Genomic DNA, 15,380 nt, shown 5'->3' with positions numbered 1-15,380 from the left:
TATGGAGTATAATGAACCCATGCAAACGGTTTTTCATATTTTTATTCTGATTTTTCTCACTTTGAATCCCCTCTCCGCCGAACCTGTCATCAATGTCACTTCCAGCGGAAAACAGTATGATCTCTCCGACTCTGTTCTGCTCTGCATGGACCATCTGAATATGCTGAACGTCGACATGTTCCTGGAGGGCAGCAGCCCGGCGATATGCAACACCGTTGATAAGCATCAGCTCCCCTTCGGTTATGTCGACGACACCATCTGGCTCCGTTCGACACTGAAGAACACTTCCCACACCGAGAATGCATGGATCGTCGACCTCGAAAACCCTCTGCTCGATTATGTCGATCTCTACGTGATCGAAAACAAAAAAGTCATCGCCCATTTTTCCAGCGGGGACAAGCGCCCTTTCGCATCACGCCCCTTGTCGAGCCTGACGTTCCGTTTCCCGATCACTCTCCTTCCGGATAAGACCACGACACTGGTCTGGAAGATCCATTCCCAATCGGCGATCGATCTCCCCATCACCATTAACGACCCGGACGCCCTGCAGGATGCCGATCAGAGACGTTTCCTCTTTTACGGCATCTTTTACGGCATCCTCATTATTTTGTCGCTGTACAACTTTATTTTTTTCCTGATCTTCCGCAGAGCCATCTACCTCTATTATGTCGGCTTCATCGTCTTCTATACGATGATGCAGCTCTCTTTCGACGGCTTCACGCCTATGCTGCTTTTCCCCGATCACCCCTGGCTGTACAACGAAGGCGTTCCCTTCTTTGTCAATCTTACGATCCTGTCGGCCATCCTTTTCGGCCAGCGCTTTTTGGAAACGGAGCTCTATACGCCGAAACTGCACTCCGTCCTGAACGTCATCATCATGATCAACCTCGTCCCCATGATCATGAGTTTTTTCGACATCTACTACCTGACGGTCAAACTGACAACCCTCCTGGCGGCCATTACGCCCGTCATACTGCTCTCTGCCGGTTTTGCCATCCAGAAGCATAATAAAAGGCGGGCCCGTTTCTACCTCGGCGCCTGGAGTCTCTTTTTCGCCGGTTCCACACTGCTGGCACTGCATAAGTTCGGGCTGCTGCCGTCGACCTGGTTTATCCTGCACTCCCAGCAGTTCGGGGTACTGCTCAAAATCATCGTCCTCTCCTACGCCCTGGGCGACCAGCTGCAGTCGCTGCTCTACATCGACCAGCTAACGGGCATTGGAAACCGCCACTCCCTGCAGCGCATTTTCGCATCGTCCATAAACTATGCGAAAAAAGACAAACTCCCCTTTGCCGTCCTCTCCATCGACATCGATGACTTCAAGAACATCAACGACTCGATGACGCACAAGGTCGGCGACCAGCTGCTGATGCAGCTCAGTGGCCGTCTCAAAGCCCATCTCCGGCGTTTTGACACCATTTTGCGCATGGGGCAGGACGAGTTTCTCATCATCCTCGAACGGATCCAGTCGACGGAGAGCCTGACGCATATCGTCGACCAGCTTCTTGTCCAGATCCGCAAACCCTTTAACCTCGACAACCACATCATCCATATTACGGCCAGCGTGGGAATAGCGCTCTATCCCAATGACGGGGATGACTACGACACCCTGATGAAAAACAGCGACACGGCGCTGCACAAGGCAAAGGAGCTCGGCAAGAACCGATTCTATTTCTTCAACCCCGTCTTGGACAACATGGCCATCGAACGTCTGAAGCTCCACAACGATCTTTTCGAGGCCCTGGATAACAACGAGTTTTTCCTGCTGTTTCAGCCGAAGATCAGTGCCACAGACAACAGTCTCGCCGGCGTCGAAGTCCTGCTGCGGTGGCGTCACCCCAAACGGGGGATACTCACCCCCGATACCTTCATCGGCATTGCCGAACAGAACGGACTGATTCTGCGGATCACGCATTGGGTCCTTGAGGAGTCCTGCAAGGCGCTCAAACAGTGGCAGCGGATTGGATGGGACGGCATCTTTGCCGCCGTCAACGTCACGGCAGTCGATATCAACGACACCTACTTCATCCGGGACCTTCTGGACCTTTTCTCCGAGTACAATCTCAATCCAGACCTCCTCGAACTCGAATTGACAGAAAGGATCATCGTCGAAAGCTCTACCGATAACATCGAAACCATCAAGTCGCTATGCGATGCGGGCATCAAGATCGCCATCGACGACTTCGGGACGGGTTACTCCACCTTTACCTACCTCCAATCCTTCCAGGTCGATACTATTAAAATCGACAAGAGTTTTATCGACGAAATCGAATTCAACGCCAAAACAGCCGTGATCGTCAAGACCATGACCGAACTCGGGCATGCGCTGGGGATGAAAGTCGTGATCGAAGGCGTCGAGAAGGAAGGCCAGGTACAGCTGCTCAAGAGAATGAAATGCGATATTTTCCAGGGCTACTATTTTGACAAACCGATGACGGCGGGGGCATTGGTCGCCAAATACTTTGTGCGGGATCAAATCAAAAAGGGATGACATGGCAAAAAATATCGTAATCTTCTCCGACGGGACCGGCCAGGAGGGCGGCAAAGGCAACAACACCAATATCTATAAACTCTTCAACATGATCGAGGACCGCACCCCGCGGCAGATCGCCTTTTACGATCCGGGGCTTGGCACGGGCATCCACCGGCTGACCGGGAACGTCGGCGGTTTCGGCATTTCCCGCAATATTCAGCAGTGTTACCGTTTTCTCTTTGAGCATTATGAAGCCGGGGACAAGATCTTCCTGTTCGGGTTCAGCCGCGGCGCGGCAACGGTGCGCAGCCTCTCGGGGTTCCTGCACTACTTCGGCATCCTGCCGAAATCCCGTCCCGAACTGATCGCCACTGCCTATGATATCTACATGATCGAGGATGAGGGCAAACGCAAGGAGAAAGCCGCCGCCTTTTTGAAAGACCATCACAATATGTGGACCAAGGTGGAGTTTATCGGCTGCTACGACACCGTCGCCGCACTCGGCCTTCCCATCAAGAGCCTCAGCGTCCTGCTCGACGGCATTCCGGGGTTCCGCCACCGTTTCCACAATTTCAGGCTCAGCGAAACCATCACGCACGCCTACCAAGCCCTGGCCATCGACGACGAACGCAAAACCTTCCACCCGGTGCTGTGGGAGAAGCAGGTCAAAGAGTGGCAGACCGTCAAACAGGTCTGGTTCAGCGGGATGCATACCGACGTCGGCGGCGGTTATGCGGAGCAGGACCTCTCCGACATCCCCCTGGTCTGGCTCACCCGGCAGGCGATCAACCACGGGCTTCTGATCTATCCGAAACACACGGTCGATCCCCATGAAGATGCCCAGGGGAAGATGCACGATTCGCGCGGGACATGGCTGACCCGTCTCTACCGCCGCGAGCAGCGCCATTGGGACGCGGCGACCCGCGGCAAACCCCTCGTCCACGCCAGCGTGCTCGAACGTCATGCAAAGCATCCGACGGCTTACCATCCTTGGATCCTGGAAATGGACTATGACGTCGAACCCTGGGAACAGTGGCCCGCCAAAGAAAAATAACCCCTCTTTGATTGCACGGCGCAAACGGCGTGCGACATCGATACGGTAGACGGCAACGGCCCGGCTGCTTGTAATGTAAAGGGATGAAAAAAGAAAGTTCGGAGAAAAAAAAGAGCGGTTCCCCGCAGAGGGGAAGCCTGCTTAGAGCGCGAACTCTTCGAGCAGGTTGAAGTTGAGGTACTTGTAGATGTCGGCTTCTTTGCCGGCGATCTTCTTCGGTACGATCTCGAGGTACTCCTCTTTTGTCGGGAGGCGTCCGAGCATCGCACAGACGGCTGCCAGTTCGGCAGAGCCGAGATAGACCTGCGCACCTTTACCCATACGGTTGTCGAAGTTACGCGTGGACGTCGAGAAGACGACCGCGTTGTCAGCGACACGAGCCTGGTTCCCCATACAGAGGGAACAGCCCGGGATCTCCGTACGCGCGCCGGCGGCACCGTACATCGCGTAGTAGCCCTCTTCCTGGAGCTGCTGCTCATCCATACGGGTCGGCGGGACAACCCACAGACGCGCCGGAACCTGGCCTTCGCCCTTGAGGACTTCACCCAGGGCGCGGTAGTGACCGATGTTGGTCATACACGAACCGACGAAGACCTCGTCGATGTTGTGCGGACGGTTAGCGTCAGCCAGCACCTCGGAAAGGGTAGCAACGTCGTCCGGATCGTTCGGACACGCAAGGATCGGTTCCGTGATCTCGCCCAGGTCGATCTCGTAAACCGCTGCGTACTCGGCGTCTTTGTCCGCTTCCATCAGTTCCGGATTTTTAAGCCACTCTTCCATCTTCTCTTTGCGGCGCGCCAGGGTACGTGCATCCTGGTAACCCGCATCGATCATGCTCTGGAGCAGCACAATGTTGGATTTGATGTACTCGATGACCGGCTCTTTGTTAAGGTGAACCGTACAGGCCGCCGCAGAACGCTCTGCAGAAGCATCGGAAAGCTCGAACGCCTGCTCGACTTTGAGATCCGGAAGCCCTTCGATTTCGAGGATACGTCCTGCGAAGATGTTCTTCTTCCCTTTTTTCTCGACGGTCAGCTCGCCTCTCTGGATGGCAGCATACGGGATCGCGTTGACCAGGTCACGCAGCGTAACGCCCGGCTGCAGTTCGCCCTTGAAGCGGACCAGTACGGATTCCGGCATCGTCAGCGGCATGGAGCCGGTAACGCCCGCGAACGCAACGATACCCGAACCGCCAGGGAAAGAGATACCGATCGGGAAACGGGTGTGCGAGTCCGCACCCGTACCGACCGTGTCCGGCAGACACATGCGGTTCAGCCAGGAGTGGATAACGCCGTCGCCCGGGCGCAGCGCGACACCGGAACGGTTGGAGATGAAGTCCGGAAGCGTGTGGTACATCTTGATGTCCGAAGGCTTCGGATAAGCCGCAGTGTGACAGAAAGACTGCAGGACAAAGTCAGCGTTGAAGCCCAGCGCCGCGAGCTCTTTGATCTCGTCGCGCGTCATCGGTCCCGTCGTATCCTGGGAGCCGACAGTCGTCATGACCGGTTCGACGTACATGCCAGGGCGGACGCCCTCGAGGCCGCACGCTTTACCGACCATCTTCTGCGCCAGGGTGTACCCTTTGCCCGTATCGGCCGGCTGCTCCGGCTTCAGGAAGAGATCGATCTCGCCCATACCGAGGACCTCGCGCGCTTTCTTCGTCAGACCGCGGCCGATGATCAGCGGAATACGGCCGCCGGCGCGGACTTCGTCCGTGATCGTGTTCGGGCGCAGGCCGAAGGTGGCGATCACTTCGCCGTTCTTCTCTGCTTTGCCTTCGAACGGATAGATATCGACGACATCGCCGGTTTCCATCTGTGTCACGTCCATCTCGAGCGGGAGCGCGCCTGAGTCTTCGGACGTCGCGAAGAAGATCGGTGCGATGATACCGCCGATAACGACACCGCCGGTGCGCTTGTTCGGAACGCCCGGGATATCCTCACCCATGTACCACTGTACGGAGTTGATACCGGATTTACGGGAAGAGCCCGTACCGACGACGTCACCGACATAGGCAACCGGGTGGCCCTTCTCTTTGAGGGCTTTGATCGTACCCATCGGGTCGTCCATCTTTGCCGTGAGCATGGAGTTTGCGTGCAACGGGATATCGGAACGTGTAAAGGCTTCGGACGCCGGGGAGAGGTCGTCAGTATTGGTCTCACCCGGGACCTTGAAGACAGTCACGGTGATTTTTTCAGGCAGATCGGCTTTGGACGTGAACCACTCTGCGTTCGCCCAAGACTCAAGCACCTTCGTCGCGGCGGCATTGCCGGCCTTGTGCAGTTCTTCGACATCGTTAAACGCGTCATAAACGAGCAGCGTATGGCTCAGTGCCTTGACCGCCGCGTCAACGACGGCGGCATTGGAAGATGAGAGGGCATCGATGATCGGCTTGACGTTGTAGCCGCCCAGCATCATGCCGAGCATTTCGACCGCCGCATCCGGTGCGATTGCCGCAACGGCTACATTTTCCTGTGCAACATCATTGAGGAATGCCGCTTTGACATAGGCAGCGTCGTCAACGCCCGGAGAAACACGGTTTTTCAGAAGATCGATATTTTCGGCCATATCGCCTTCGCCTGCCTTGATCATTTCGATCAGGTCAGCCGTCTGCGCCGCAGACAGAGGAAGTGGAGGTACGCCCAGAGCTTCGCGCTCTGCTACATGCGCTTTATATTCGTCCATAAATGCCATCGTTTTATCCTGTAAATAAGATTTCGAGAGATTATAGCGAAGGAAAGAATCAAGAAGGTTTCTAGTGTTACAAAATGTAACCTATTTTTGAGATTTTGTTACCAATGTGTTTAGTTTTGAAACATGGTTGAGGCCTAAGCAGGGTCAAGCCTCACTTTATCCGATGATATCGCGGTTTCCTTTTGCGTTGGGAGGTGACAGCAGACCCCGCTGTTCCATCTGTTCGATGATACGCGCGGCACGGTTATAGCCGATCTGGAGTTTGCGCTGCAGGTAGCTGATGGAGGTTTTGCGGTCGGCGAGGACGATCTCTTTCGCCTCCTCGTAGAGTTCATCCATATCCTCGATCATCCCTTCGTCACCAGTACTGCCACTGCTGCCGCTCTCGGCGAGGAAGGATTCATCGTACTGCGGTGCGCGCTGGGATTTGAGGAACTGGACGACATGGTCGATCTCCTCCTCGGTACTCCACGGCGCATGCAGACGGATCAGTCCCGTCGCCCCCGGAGGGGTAAAGAGCATATCGCCCCGGCCCAGCAGCGACTCCGCCCCCTGGGCGTCGAGAATGATCTTGCTGTCGACACGCTGGCCGACGCGGTAGCTGATACGCGAAGGCAGGTTCGCCTTGATCAGTCCCGTGACAACGTCCACGGAGGGGCGCTGGGTCGCGACGATCAGGTGGATCCCCGACGCCCGCGCCATCTGCGCCAGGCGGGCGATGGAGTACTCCACATCCTTGCCCGAGGTCATCATCAGGTCGGCGAGCTCGTCGATGATGACGACGATGTAGGGGAAGGGCTGTCCGCCTTCGCGCTTCATCTTCTCGTTATAGTTTTCGATGTTTTTCGTGCGCGACTCGCTCATGAGCTGGTAGCGGCGCTCCATCTCTCCGACCATGTTGTTCAGCGCGGCGATCGCCTGTTTGGCCTTCGTGATCACCGGGGTGAGCAGGTGCGGGATATCGTTATAGATGGAGAACTCCAGCATCTTCGGGTCGATCATCAGCAGCCGCAACTGGTCGGGGGAGTTCTTGTAGAGCAGGCTGAGGATCATCGCGTTGATCCCCACCGATTTGCCCGAACCCGTCGTTCCCGCGATGAGGAGGTGGGGCAGTTTTTTCAGGTCCGTGATAAACGGCTTGCCGACAATGTCCTTGCCCAGGGCTATTGTCAGGGGGGACTTCGCTTCCTGGAACAGTTTGCTCTCGAAGATCTCGCGCAGGTAGATCGTCTCGACGGTATGGTTCGGGATCTCGATCCCGACAACGTCCTTGCCAGGGATAGGCGCCTGGATACGGATCGTCTCGGCGCGCAGGGCCATCGCAAGGTCGTCTTGAAGGTTCATGATCTTCGAGACCTTGATGTGCGCGGCCGGTTTGAATTCGAAAGTCGAGACGACCGGTCCCGCGTAGGTGCGGATAACGTCCCCGTCGATCTTGAACTGCGCCAGTTTCTCGATCAGATCGCGGATCTTGTCATCGAGCTCGCGCTCGTCGATGCTGTTGCCCTGTTTCGGCGGCTTTTGAAAAAAGTCGAGGGAGGGCAGCTTGAAGTTCTTGGGCTTCTCCGACTTCCCTTTTTCGATCTGCTCGAGCAGCTTCTTGTTTTCATCGAGCTCCTCGACGATCAGCGCGCTTTTTTTCTGGCGTACCCCTTCGGCCTTTGCAAGAATAGTCCCCTCTTTCGCTGCAGGCGCCGCTTTCGGCGCCACCTCCGCCTCTGCTTCCGCATCCTCGAACGGGCTCGCCTGCTGTGCTTTCGGCACCAGTCTGATGACCGAATCGTCCGACTTCAGGGGCATGTTCATCCGCTCGTACGCGGGCGCATCGAAGGGGTCATCGTCAAAGAGTCCCGGCCGTTCCGTCACGGCGGCGCGCGTTCTAGCCGGGATGGTTTCCCGAGACGGCTCCGCATCGTCCTCCTCGTCCTCTTTACTGAACGAAAAAGGGAGTTTCGGTTTGGGCATGGAGGGGAACTTCTCGGCGTCAACCAGGATCACGGCGGCTATCGTGACCGTCATGACCCAGAAGACCCAGAGTCCGAACGCCCCGATATAGGGCTCAAGAAAATCAACGAACCCTGAACCCAGAGCGCCGCGCAGTGCCCCCTCCGTCACCAGCGCCTGCAGGATCAGCAGGGAGAAAAAGAGGAGGATACCCGCCAGGATCTTCTCGGTGCGCTCGACATTGATCTCACTGTTTCTGTAGTAGGTATACAACGGGTACAGCAGAACAAAAAGGTAGGCGAAAGAGACATAGCCGAACAGCGCCCGGTTCGCCTTGGCGATAATCTCCCCGATCGTCCCGATAATTGCCGCATCCGCGATGATCGTCGAGATCCCCGCGTATACCAAAATGGCCAAAACAGTAATAAAAAGTGCCTGCCGCAAATACGATCCTCATTTTTCAAGTAATGTTAGGGATTATAACAAAAAGTGCTTTGGCCGCCCATTGGGATGGCTTCGGGCCTATTTTAAGGATGCATCCATTACAATTCGGCTCTGCGTCAGCCGCCGTGGTGGAATGGTAGACACGACGGATTCAAAATCCGTTGTCTTCGGACGTGCCGGTTCAAGTCCGGCCAGCGGTACCACCCTCTTCAACTTTTTTTTCAAACCTTTTTTCTTCAAGCTGCTCCATGACGGTAGCAAACGGTTCATTTTCGAGATAGCGGATCGCTACCGCATCAAAAGTCAGACCGAAAATTCTGCTGCGGTGTTTGAACGTATGGTTGGCCGCACCATTTTGCATATTGACCAGAAGTGCATCAACTTCACTCTCATCGATGTGATGCATAAACAGCAGAAAATCCCCTTCGGCATAGCGGGCAATTTCAAAATTCACCCGCTGCATTTTCAGGAATTCGATCACATAGCTGCAGACGAGCATCAGAACCCGGTTACCGATGACAGTGTCGTATTCATCGACAATCGTCGTGTAATCCTGGATACGGAGGCTGACAAGATAGCCCTCATCGTTAAAGCCCTGGCGGGCATTGAGCTTCTGTTTGTAGAGCCAGAGACGGTTTTTCGCCGGCGTGACATCGTCAGAAAAAAGATGCGTGCGAAGAAGATCGATTTCACGGTGCGTGGCATCTCCGTTTCCCGCTTCACGGGACGCTTCCAGGCTCTTTTGTTCCTCCTCCATAAAGGTTTCCCGGTATTTCGAAGGCAGGACGATCGCTTCGTTCATCAGCCGGCGCATCGTCCTGTCCGTGATTTCCGACAGCTGTTTGTCGTCATGATGCATAGGCGGCCTCCCTGTAACCAAAGGTCTGCAGCGCCTCATCCCACTGCTGCGGCTTATGAAGGTGGTACCCCTGGAAATAGTCGACACCGATGCTCTGCGCCATCCGCAGCACCCCTCTGTCGCTGATGTACTCCGCCACGGTCTCGATCCCAAGCTCATGGCAGATATTGACCATGTTGCCGAGGATAATGCGATGTTTGCGGTCATGGATATTCGAGATCAGCGATCCGTCGAGCTTGACGTAATCGATTTCGAGGTTCAGCAGGTTGTCATAGTTCGAAAATCCGCTGCCGAAATCATCGATGGCGATCAAGACACCGCTTTTTTTCAGCCTGAATATGAACTCGTTGACAATCTCCAGGTCGCGAATCTGGTCGCTCTCGAGAATTTCAACCGTCAGCCTGCCGCCGCGCTTCTCCTTCGCCAGCCTTTCCAGCAGACGCTCCCGTAAAAGCACGTTGTTGATATCAACATATGAGAGGTTCAGCGTCACCGCGATGTCGTAGTGCGCCAGCACGTCGAACACCTTGTCGATCATCTGCAGCATCAGCTGGGTATAGAGGCGGTACTCTTTGGACTTCTCCAGGAAAGCCGCCGGCGAAAGCACCCGTCCCTGCCGGTCTACCAGCCGCATCAGGCTTTCAAACTTCTCCGGTTTCGTCAGTTCACCGTTGCGGAAGATCCCCTGCAGATAGGGCGTCACCCTTTTGTGCTCGATGTTTTCCTGAAGCAGTTCATAGGTTTTATTGGAATAATGGGTATTGCGCTCGGCGGAGCCGCTATCATAAAAGATGTAGCTGTTGTGCAGCCTCTTCGCCTCCTGCAGCCCTTTTTCCGCGTACATCAGGCTGACGGCGCCGTCGGCTTTGCTCGCACCGATTGAGACATTGATATGGATGCTGTTCCCCTGTATGACATGAAAGGCGTATTCCGACACACAGGCGTGGAGTTTTTCGGCGATGAAATCCAGCAGGCGGTGCGAAAAGTCGTTTTTGACAAAGAGGCAGAGCCGGTCGGCATAAAGATGGTAGAGGTCGAAATCGAACGGCGCGGCACCGAGGGTACGGAAGTGGGCGTCCTCTTCGAACCGGCCCAGCGTCGCGCGCACCAGCGTTTCAAGCTCCGCCACCATCCGTTCCGCGTTCTCGTATCCGTAGAGGATACGGATGTCGTCGAAAGCGACAATGTCGATCAGCATGACAACGGCGTTGCCCTCATACGAGGAGATCCGCTTCTGGCAATCATGCATAGAGTGGACTTCATGCGTAACGTCCACGGCCCGTGCCGCCGTCGCGTCATGCTTCTTTCCCTGGTGTTCAGAGGTTAGGGGGAGCGCGCTCATCGCCTTCTCCTGTTTCAGTCGGTCAACTTCATCTTTGATGTCGACCAGTTTGCGAAGTGCCTCGTCCTTGTCATCGGCGGTGACCCTTCGCTTGACCGGCTTCCCTTCCTCGTCGCGGTAGGTAACGTAGTAACCCGTCACCCTCCCGTCGGATTTGCGGTAGAGTTCGCTGATCCCTTTGTAGTGTTTGTCCTGAAGTGTCCGAATCGGCATCGCGCCCTCCGTCCAGTCATCCGTGGCCGCATGGGCCTCTTTGGCACCGTCATCACTGCGACGACGGTTTCACACATTTTTCCATGCTAGCACAATTACTACTTTTGTGTCAAGGGTTTTGTAGTAATTTGTTAAAGTTACTACATTTTCTCAAAGATCTTATCTGCAGGCGGACCGTGCCTGGTCATGGATGCTGTCGGTATCGGCTCCCTCCCCTCCCCCGTGCAGATGATGCTACAATGTGTGTATGGCCTACCATGTAACCATCAAAACAGGGAACCTCCTGGACGCACCGGCATCGGACTTCATTGTCAATCCGTCCAATACCGTTTTACAGCTTGGTTCCGGGGTCTCGGGCGCCTTTGCCCGTGCCTGCGGCCCGGCCCTGCAGAGCGCCATGACCCGTGCGTTGAAGGAAACGGGAACGCTGCAGAAAGGGGATGTCGTCGCCACCGGCGGCTGCGCGCGTTTCGGCAGCATGCTTCATGCCGCCGTAATGGACTACAATCCCGGCGCGGCGGAGGCCCTGCCGCGGCTTGGGGAGATCGAGACCATCCTCCGTAACATTCAGACGGCCCTGGCCGCCTTTGCCGCGCTGCACGGCAAGAACGTCACCCTGGCGCTGCCGCTGATGGGCACGGGTGTCGGCGGGCTGGACAAGCGGCAGGTGCTGGAGATCTATCGTGATTTTTTCAGAAGTGGCGTCGGTTTTGAGTGTGAGGTGTTACTGTATGCGCACTCCGAAGGCGACGGTGCCCTCATGCGCAGCGTCTTCGGGGAGGAGCTGGCCTAGGCCCCGCCGCCGGTGTCGGCATTCAGGTCTTCGGTATGCTTGTCGTGATGCGGCATCCCTTCGTTGGACGCTTTCGCTTCCTGGAGTCCCTTGATCACCTCATCGATGTTTTCGTAAGGGAGATGGACCTTCCAGTCGCTGGATGCCCCTTCCAATGCGATGGCGATGCTGACCACCGGGCTGCTGTGTTTGCCGTAAGGCTCCTCGATATGCGCGATACTGATCGTGCCGTTTTGCGTATGCGCCAGTTTTAGCGTTTTGATCTCAACCATCGATTTTGACATCCTAGACTCCTTTTATTCAAGTGGCTTGGGACCATTGTAGCACATTTCGCCCGCCGGCGTCCGCCCTTTACTCTTCCCCCTCTTTTTTCCCGTGGGAGCGCGAAAGGTAGTAGTAGCGGTTCAGGTCGAACAAGCCCGCGTCAATGGGGTGCATCGCTTCGAAGCGTTTCTGGAACCAGTCGTACGTTTCCCAGAAGCGGGGGTTGTCCCGGGTAATGCCGAAATGAAAGAAGCGGCGGCGATACTCGGGCGTATCTTTGTAGTGTGCGAGCATATCGAAAAAGGCCGGAGCCTCCTCCGCATCCAGCTCGAGCAGCATGTTCGGATAGGAGCCGATAAAATCAAAGATGAAATCCGCACTGTCCTTGGAGGGGTCGAGACGGCCCTTTTCATCGAACATGAAAGCGACGTTGTCATGCCAACGGTTCACGACGACTGAAAAGAGGATATCCTCCTCCCCTTCGGGCATACGCACACGGACATACGCCAGGTTCGACTGTTGGCCGTCGATCGTACGGACAAAGGCCGTCCCGGGTTTCGAAATGGCACGGAACGCCTGGATATAATCCCCGCGCGTCCGGTAGTGTTCGGGGAGCGGCGGATGCGCGTCCCCCGCGCGGAAATAGTTCACCGGATCAAAGGAGATGTCCGTCTCCCCCAGCAGCTCGTGATCGACAATATGCTCGACGAATTCGCGTTTGGGATCGTTTGTCTCGAAAGCAACGGCCGTAGGCATGCGCGCCGGACGGTAAAAGAGCTTGTTCTCGACCAGAAGGTTGAGATTTTTGTTCCACGCGTCGAAAAGCTTGTTCCGGACATCCGCAGGCATAAAGTCGATGTAGTTGCTCTCCCCCTCCACGCGCAGCCGGTCCATATAGCGGCGGACGTTGGTCTGGTGCCCGACATTACCGAAGACGTCAAATCCCGCGACCAGGGCGTAGTAGATGCGTTCGAAAAGCGGATAGTCGATGACCCAGAGGGTTTTGGGCAGATCGCCGAGGGCTCCTTTATGGACCGAGGCGCTGTCGAAGTGGCGGTAGACCGTGAGCAGCGGCGCGTCATCGGCCTCTTCTCCCTTCCAGATCGCGTCATACCCCAGCCCCTCCGTATAGATGAGCGAATAGAAATCCGCCCGGGCTTTATAGTAGTCGATCGCATGCTCGATATATTTGTCGCTGAGGGAGTGGTAAGCCGGGAAATCGCTCCCCTGTTCGTCCGGCACGGAGAGCTGTTTCTCGTTGAAGCGCAGCAGGTTCGGGTAGTGCAGGCTCAAATCATATTTGGGGTCGAGGAACATGACCCAGAAATGATCGTTGATCACGTTCAGCGCCACCTGCCCTTTGCAGACCGGGCCGCGGATAAAGGTGCGGACGATGTATTCGCTGTTGTCAAGCAAAAAGGCGTACCGCGCCGCGGCTGGGATCTGGGCGAAGGTCGCGAAGGGGTTGGCCGACTGTTTCGCACCGTACCCCATCAGATGCGGCGTCTCGTTCCAGGGGGCCTCGATGAAGTCCTTTTCAACGCGCGCCAGCTGGGCCGCATCGAGCGTAAACACCATGTGCGTCTTGTGCACCAGCGTCGATGTGATCCGGCGGAACCGGTAATAAAACGCGTCCTTGCCCGGATCGTCGTAGGGCCTTATCGTAGGGATGATCTTGATCGCAGACGGCGCAGCCGTTTCGGAGCGCACCAGTTCATAAAAAGCGCCGTCCGGGGTCGCGAAACGGATATGGGCCAGGTAGAGGTGTTCATAGAGGTAACGGGCCGTCATGGCGTGTTTGGCATCCGGCATGTTCAAGAAAGCTTCCCAGGTTTCCAGCGCACTCCTGTCGGCTTCCGCGGGGGCGTTCATCCGCCGCTGCTCCTCGCTGCCCGGCCCCCTGGCCCCCTGCTGCGCCCACTGGGCCAGCGTCGTCATCTCTGTATTCGTCAGTGGCGGGAAGCCGTAGGGCATCCCGCGCTCCGGGTATTCATCCAGGTACTCTTCGAGTTCGTCGTGGTCTCGCGGGCAGGTGAGTTCGTCGGATTCCGGCCGGTACTCCCCGGCGCTATGAGGCAGTTGCCGCTTGGCCTCGAGCAGGCTGACCAGTGTTGAGTCATTGAAACGGCCCGAAGCGGTGTTGGCCGTCACCGAGTAGAAGTCGTACCTGTCGTGCCACTGATCGGCAGTGTCCGCATCGACGAAGAGGCGGGTCGGATGGGCGGCGCCGAGCCTTTCGGCGTCGTAAACGGCCATCTTCGTCGCTCCGCGTTCAAGCCCTTCGAAAGCGCTCAGTTTCAGCTGGCAGGGGGCGTTGTAGCACGAATGGCAGACCACGCAGCGGCGGTCTAGAATGGGGCGAACCTCTTTGGTATAGTCGATGGTACGCTCCGAAACGGCAACGGCAACAGGGGGAACGGGTTTCGGCGCACAGCCGCCCAGCGCCATGAGCAGCAGGATGATCGAAGTGTAGAGTATCGGTTTCATTGAGTGTAAGTGTACCGTATTCTGTTACCGGAGCCCTGCTACAATATATGCATATACAACGTCAACCATGATCTCGAAGGAGCTGTCATGTTCATCCGTATACTCTCTATCGCACTGCTATTGCTGCTTTCGGGGTGCTCCAGCCTGCAGATTCAAAGCGATTACGATCCCAAGTTCGATTTCACGCCCCTGGAACGCTTTGCCGTCGTCTATCCCCGTAAAGAGGGGGTGACGACCCTCACACAGAGCCGCATCGCCGAGGCGATCACCGCCGGTATGACCCGCAAAGGCTACACAGCCGTCGCCAAGGATGAGGCGGATTTCATCCTCATCTTCCATACCGACGTAACCACCAGAAGAGAGGTCACGACCGATTTCCAGATGGTCGGCTTCTTCCCCTATTACGGTTACGGGTACGGGGCGTCCATGACGGTGCCGATCCAGCGCGAGTACGAATATGACGAGGCCCAGATCATCATCGACGCCCTCAACCCCGACGGGAACAAGATCTTCTGGCGGGCCGCCACGACCGACCGTCTCAAGAGCTTCGACACCCCCGAAGAGCGGACGGCCTACATCAACGAGGTCGTCGACGAGAGCCTCAAAACGTTCCCCCAAAAGCGTAAAGCGCCCTGACCGGCGGGGTGCCGACAATCATGAAAAAAACTGCTCTTTTTATTCAATTCTTTTGAATGGAAAAAGAGCTACTTTTTTCGCTAGCATACGCCCCTTATTAATAAGGAGTGAACAATGATCGAACTGCTTGGCATCTTTTATCCGAGCGTCGCAGTGATCGGATACAGCATGTATTTC

10 protein-coding genes and 1 tRNA gene are annotated in these 15,380 nt (G+C 56.2%); 5 read left to right on the top strand and 6 right to left on the bottom strand.

Going from position 1 to position 15,380, the window contains the following annotated elements; genetic code table 11:
• Positions 1-19: 19 nt before the first annotated feature.
• On the top strand, positions 20-2,491 hold the full coding sequence (locus ACM66T_RS05435; protein ID WP_231021017.1) for an EAL domain-containing protein: 2,472 nt from the start codon (positions 20-22) through the stop codon (positions 2,489-2,491).
• 1 nt (position 2,492) lies between these two features.
• A complete protein-coding gene (locus ACM66T_RS05430) occupies positions 2,493-3,527 on the top strand; it encodes a DUF2235 domain-containing protein (RefSeq protein WP_231021016.1) in 1,035 nt (344 codons plus the stop codon).
• Between the two features lie 141 nt (positions 3,528-3,668).
• Here the strand turns inward: ACM66T_RS05430 and acnB are convergent, their stop codons facing one another.
• Together acnB and ACM66T_RS05420 are read right to left on the bottom strand one after the other, a co-directional pair.
• Positions 3,669-6,221: a bifunctional aconitate hydratase 2/2-methylisocitrate dehydratase gene (acnB, locus tag ACM66T_RS05425; protein ID WP_416768851.1), complete on the bottom strand. Its 2,553-nt coding sequence runs from the start codon at positions 6,219-6,221 to the stop codon at positions 3,669-3,671.
• A gap of 156 nt (positions 6,222-6,377) precedes the next feature.
• Positions 6,378-8,609 (bottom strand): DNA translocase FtsK, encoded by a 2,232-nt coding sequence (locus ACM66T_RS05420; protein WP_416768850.1) that lies wholly within the window; start codon positions 8,607-8,609, stop codon positions 6,378-6,380.
• Positions 8,610-8,728: 119 nt separating this feature from the next.
• On the opposite strand from ACM66T_RS05420, the gene ACM66T_RS05415 reads away from it, so the two are divergent.
• Positions 8,729-8,812, top strand: a tRNA-Leu gene (locus ACM66T_RS05415).
• Here ACM66T_RS05415 and ACM66T_RS05410 read toward each other — a convergent pair.
• A complete protein-coding gene (locus ACM66T_RS05410; RefSeq protein WP_231021013.1) occupies positions 8,791-9,468 on the bottom strand; it encodes a hypothetical protein in 678 nt (225 codons plus the stop codon). The genes ACM66T_RS05415 and ACM66T_RS05410 overlap by 22 nt on opposite strands.
• Positions 9,458-11,023, bottom strand: coding sequence for an EAL domain-containing protein (locus ACM66T_RS05405; RefSeq protein ID WP_231021012.1), 1,566 nt, complete (start codon positions 11,021-11,023; stop codon positions 9,458-9,460). Before ACM66T_RS05405 ends, ACM66T_RS05410 begins: the two co-directional genes overlap by 11 nt.
• 247 nt (positions 11,024-11,270) lie before the next feature.
• Here ACM66T_RS05405 and ACM66T_RS05400 point away from each other — a divergent pair, with 247 nt between their 5' ends.
• Complete coding sequence (locus tag ACM66T_RS05400; protein WP_231021011.1) at positions 11,271-11,816, top strand: macro domain-containing protein; 546 nt, start codon at positions 11,271-11,273, stop codon at positions 11,814-11,816.
• On the opposite strand, the gene ACM66T_RS05395 is transcribed toward ACM66T_RS05400, so the two are convergent.
• Entirely contained in the window at positions 11,813-12,100 is a 288-nt protein-coding gene (locus ACM66T_RS05395) for a hypothetical protein (RefSeq protein ID WP_231021010.1), read from the bottom strand. The genes ACM66T_RS05400 and ACM66T_RS05395 overlap by 4 nt on opposite strands.
• 67 nt (positions 12,101-12,167) lie before the next feature.
• Positions 12,168-14,567 carry a fatty acid cis/trans isomerase gene (locus tag ACM66T_RS05390; protein ID WP_231021009.1) on the bottom strand — a complete coding sequence of 800 codons (2,400 nt, stop codon included), beginning with the start codon at positions 14,565-14,567 and terminating at the stop codon, positions 12,168-12,170.
• A gap of 87 nt (positions 14,568-14,654) precedes the next feature.
• Between ACM66T_RS05390 and ACM66T_RS05385 the strand changes: the two genes are divergently transcribed.
• Complete coding sequence (locus ACM66T_RS05385; protein WP_231021008.1) at positions 14,655-15,203, top strand: DUF4136 domain-containing protein; 549 nt, start codon at positions 14,655-14,657, stop codon at positions 15,201-15,203.
• The last annotated feature ends 177 nt before the right edge of the window (positions 15,204-15,380 follow it).

This window comes from Sulfurimonas sp. ST-25 (genome assembly GCF_048079205.1).
Classification (GTDB): Bacteria; Campylobacterota; Campylobacteria; order Campylobacterales; family Sulfurimonadaceae; genus Thiomicrolovo; species Thiomicrolovo sulfuroxydans.
The sequence above is the reverse complement of the archived record's forward strand: the minus strand, read 5'-3'. Positions and strand labels throughout refer to the sequence as shown.